The organism is Pseudomonas sp. GZD-209, from assembly GCF_049310485.1.
Classification (GTDB): domain Bacteria; phylum Pseudomonadota; class Gammaproteobacteria; order Pseudomonadales; family Pseudomonadaceae; genus Aquipseudomonas; species Aquipseudomonas sichuanensis.
On record NZ_JBMOWQ010000186.1, the window covers coordinates 1 to 4,160 of the forward strand.

A 4,160-nucleotide genomic window follows, 5' to 3' on the forward strand; every position below is an offset into this window, starting at 1 on the left:
TTGATAGGTTGGGTGTGTAAGCGCTGTGAGGCGTTGAGCTAACCAATACTAATTGCCCGTGAGGCTTGACCATATAACACCCAAGCAATTTGCGCGTAAGCCGAATTATGGTGGTGAAGACGAAAGACCCGAAAGTTCGCAACATCACAAATCACATATCTGAATTAGCCAAGAGTGTTCACAAGACATTCTGGGCAACCGAATTTCTTGACGACCATAGAGCATTGGAACCACCTGATCCCATCCCGAACTCAGCAGTGAAACGATGCATCGCCGATGGTAGTGTGGGGTTTCCCCATGTGAGAGTAGGTCATCGTCAAGATTCATTTCGCAAAACCCCTATCTGCGCATGCAGGTAGGGGTTTTGTCTTTAAGTAGGAACTACAGAGATTCGCAGGCACGTCCGAGAGACGGGCCAGCACACAGAATTTCTTGACGACCATAGAGCATTGGAACCACCTGATCCCATCCCGAACTCAGCAGTGAAACGATGCATCGCCGATGGTAGTGTGGGGTTTCCCCATGTGAGAGTAGGTCATCGTCAAGATTCAAATCCAAAACCCCTGATCGCAATGCGATCAGGGGTTTTGTCTTTTCAGGGCCGTATCCTGCAATGCATGGCGTTACGCTAGCGCAACCAGCTCAGGAACCCACCTTTCTTCACTTCCGTAGGCTTCTGCATGAGCAGCGACTCCCTGCTCTGCCGACGGAACCGCTGCAGCTTGGTCAACGCCGACTGCACCTCGCTACGTTGCACCAGGCAACTGCGTACCTGCTCCTTTTCGATACGGTACAGCAGGCATCCGGTCAGGGTGCGGAACTCGGCGAAGGAGTCATCGTCGTCAACCAGCCCCTCGATCCCGAGCACCTCGCCCGGGCCCATGCGACCGGCTTCTACCAGCTTGTCCCCATTACGCACCGAAGCCTGTATCACACCGCTGCCAATCACCAGCAGGTGATCCGAGTTGTCGCCGATGCCCAGGATCACCTGGTTGGCCAGGTACTCCACCGCCGTCATGCGCTGGCTCAGCGTGTCACGCTCTTCACCGCTGAGTGAGCGGAATACCCGCACCTCATCGATCAGCTCGCGCTGACGGCTACGTGGTGCAAGCGTCAGGTCGACGTTCCACATCACCCCGCTGGCCTCCAGGTGGCGATGGGCAAGGTCGAACAATTGGTTGCGTACCTCGGTCTTGAGCGCCATGTCGGCAACGAAAGCACTGGCCTCGTATTCCACCGACTCCAGGGAAGAAGCTTTGACCGTTACCTTGGGCGCAGGAGAGGCGAGCAAGGCACTGGTGCCCTGCAGGGCCTTCTCCAGCGCATCAAACACGCGCTTTGGCCGGACCTTGGCCGGTACCACCACGCTGATCACTATCCCATGCCGATCAGCCGGGCGGCTGTGGTTAAGCAGCCGCGCCTTGGCCGCCACCGAATTGGGTATTACCGCCAGGCTACCGGTGCCGGTGATCAGCCGTGTGGCGCGCCAGTCGATATCCACCACCTTGCCTTCGGTACCGTCGATGGAGATGGAGTCGCCAATCTGATAAGGCCGTGTGGTATTGAGCACGATGCCGGAGAACACATCGCTCAACGTGCTTTGCAAGGCCAGGCCAATGACGATGGCCATCACCCCGGACGTGGCCAGCAACCCCTTGACCGGCAGCTGCAGCACATAGGCTGCTGCGGCCACCACTGCGGCAAGGAAGATCAGCGCGCCAATCACATCCTGCAACAGGCGCCCGCCATGGCTGCCACGTGCCCCCAGCAGCAGGCCGAACACCACCGTCACCGTACGCGCACCGAACAGCCACCAGCCAATGGCGAGCACCGTTGCCATCAGGTTGCGCGACACTTCGTCAATCCAGGGTGGTGGCTGCAGCGGGCTCATGCCGGCAGCCACCAGCACGGCGCTGAACAGCAGGAAGATCACCAGCCGTGAGGCAATGCGCCAGATGCGATGCTGCTGGGGGATCAGCTGCCAGAGCAACAAGTCGCCAATGATCAGGCAAGTGCCGAGCAGCAAGGGATAGGACTGGATGAGCGCCAGCATGGTGTTCTCGCTGCAGGGGGCTGAACGTCAGTAAAGAGCAGGTTGAGCGGGCAGGCAATGGGTGCCCACCCCATGCAGCTCAATCCACATCCGACTCGAACAGTCGCGCCAGTTCCACCCGCGCTTCCTTGGCCGTCTGCATGACCTTGGCCCGATCGTCACGCACCCGGCCCTGGGCTTCCAATACCTGCTCGTCATGCTCGGTAAAGCGTGCGATACGGTCGGCGGCCTGCTCATCCGATAGCCCCAGCCCGGCCAGCGCACGACGGCTCATTTCCAGGCTGGAATAGAACGTCTCGCGGATCGGCTCCGCGCCGACATCCATCAGCTTGTGCACATGCTGACGGTTGCGTGCCCGAGCGATGACCTTGAGGTGCGGGTAGAGGCGCTTGACCCGCTCGGCGGTGCGAATGGTCACCTCGGGATCGTCACTGGTGATGATGAAATACTCGGCCTCGCCGACCTTGGCCGCATGCAGCACCTCGGGTCGCAACGGGTCGCCGTAGAACACCGGCGCCTGTTCGAACATGCGCGTCATCTCGATGGCGTCCACCGAGGTCTCCAGGGCGATGAAGGGGATCTTCTGCGCACGCAGGATGCGCGAAACGATCTGGCCCATCCGGCCCATGCCGACAATCACTACCCGAGGGCTGCCGGCGTCGATGCTCTTGTACTGCTCGGGCACCTCGCGCACTGCTTGCGGGCGCTTCAGGGCGCGGGCGCAGCCGAGCATCAGCAGTGGGGTGATGGCCATCGACAGGGTGATGGTCATCAGCAGCAGGTCGTAGGTTTGCGTATCGAACAAGCCCTGATCCTTGCCCAGCTTGAACACCACAAAGGCGAACTCGCCGCCGGCCGCCAGCACCATGCCCAGGCGCAGCGCGCTTGCGCTGTTGAGGCCACCGGCCAGGCGGCCTACGCCGATCAGCAGCACCAGCTTCACCGCGATCAACAACAGGGTCAGGCCCAGCAGCACCAGCGGCATGTCCACCAGCAGGCGCAGGTTGGCGCCCATGCCGACACTGATGAAGAACAAGCCCAGCAGCAGGCCCTTGAACGGTTCTATCTGCGACTCCAGTTCATGACGGTACTCGGAGTCCGCCAGCAGCAGGCCGGCCAGGAAGGCGCCGAGCGCCATGGAGATTCCCGCCTCTTCCATCAGCCAGGCGGTGCCGATCACCACCAGCAACGCGGTGGCGGTGGACACCTCCGGCAGGCCGGTGCGGGCCACGGTTCGGAACAACGGACGCAACAGGTAGCGGCCGCCGACGATGACGATTGCGATGCTGGCAAACACTTTCAGGCCATGTTCGAGGCTGTCGCCATGGCTGGTGTCCGGGCCACTGGCGGCCAGCAACGGCACCAGGGCAATCAGCGGGATTGCAGCGATGTCCTGGAACAGCAGGATGGCAAAGGCCAGGCGGCCATGGGGTGCATTGAGCTGCTTGCTCTCGGCCAGGCTCTGCAAGCCAAGGGCGGTGGAAGACAGTGCCAGCCCCAGGCCGAGCACGATGGCGGCCGGCAGCGTCTGGCTGAAGCCGAACAAGGCGATGGCGCCGATCACCGCGCCGGTCAGCAGCACCTGGGCGGTGCCGACGCCGAACACCGATTTGCGCATCAGCCACAGGCGTCTGGGGGACAGCTCCAGACCAATGATGAACAGCAGCAAGACCACGCCCAGTTCAGAGATGTGTGCGACGCTTTCGGTATCTCGGATCAGGCCCAGCGCTTGCGGGCCGATGGCCACACCGGCCAGCAGGTAGCCGATCACGGCGCCCAGTTGCAGGCGCTTGGCCAGGGGCACGGCGACCACGGCGGCAAGGAGGAAGATGACTGCGGTTTGTAGAAGGCTGCCTTCGTGTGGCATTGCTCGTACTCCTTGAACTGCGTGAGGCAGCGCTTTAGGGAACGGATGACAGGTTGCCGAAGCTTATGTCATCGATGGAAGAGGCGAGCATTTTCGGGTGTTGTGAGAAACAGGACAATTCCGGCCTAACGGGAAGCATCGTTCTGAAAGTGGAACCTTTGATTGGCCAATTGCGGTGGAAAACCACCCCCCCCCCCTCTCCCCTTGTGGCTGGCCTTCCCCCCCCCCCCCCCCCCAACG

Annotated in this window: 2 protein-coding genes and 3 rRNA genes; 3 read left to right on the plus strand and 2 right to left on the minus strand. The window is 61.3% G+C overall.

Annotated features, from left to right (window positions below):
- From ACO6VM_RS20075 to rrf (ACO6VM_RS20085), 3 genes are all read left to right on the plus strand, one after another.
- A 23S ribosomal RNA gene (locus tag ACO6VM_RS20075) occupies nucleotides 1-73 on the plus strand; the annotation flags it as partial.
- Nucleotides 74-206: 133 nt separating this feature from the next.
- A 5S ribosomal RNA gene (rrf, locus tag ACO6VM_RS20080) occupies nucleotides 207-322 on the plus strand.
- A gap of 109 nt (nucleotides 323-431) precedes the next feature.
- Nucleotides 432-547 (plus strand): 5S ribosomal RNA (gene rrf, locus ACO6VM_RS20085).
- Nucleotides 548-628: 81 nt separating this feature from the next.
- On the opposite strand, the gene ACO6VM_RS20090 is transcribed toward rrf (ACO6VM_RS20085), so the two are convergent.
- Together ACO6VM_RS20090 and ACO6VM_RS20095 are read right to left on the minus strand one after the other, a co-directional pair.
- Nucleotides 629-2,053 carry a mechanosensitive ion channel domain-containing protein gene (locus ACO6VM_RS20090; protein WP_422403716.1) on the minus strand — a complete coding sequence of 475 codons (1,425 nt, stop codon included), beginning with the start codon at nucleotides 2,051-2,053 and terminating at the stop codon, nucleotides 629-631.
- Between the two features lie 79 nt (nucleotides 2,054-2,132).
- Nucleotides 2,133-3,920, minus strand: a complete 1,788-nt coding sequence (locus tag ACO6VM_RS20095; RefSeq protein WP_125857040.1) for a monovalent cation:proton antiporter-2 (CPA2) family protein — start codon at nucleotides 3,918-3,920, stop codon at nucleotides 2,133-2,135.
- Nucleotides 3,921-4,160 lie beyond the last annotated feature (240 nt).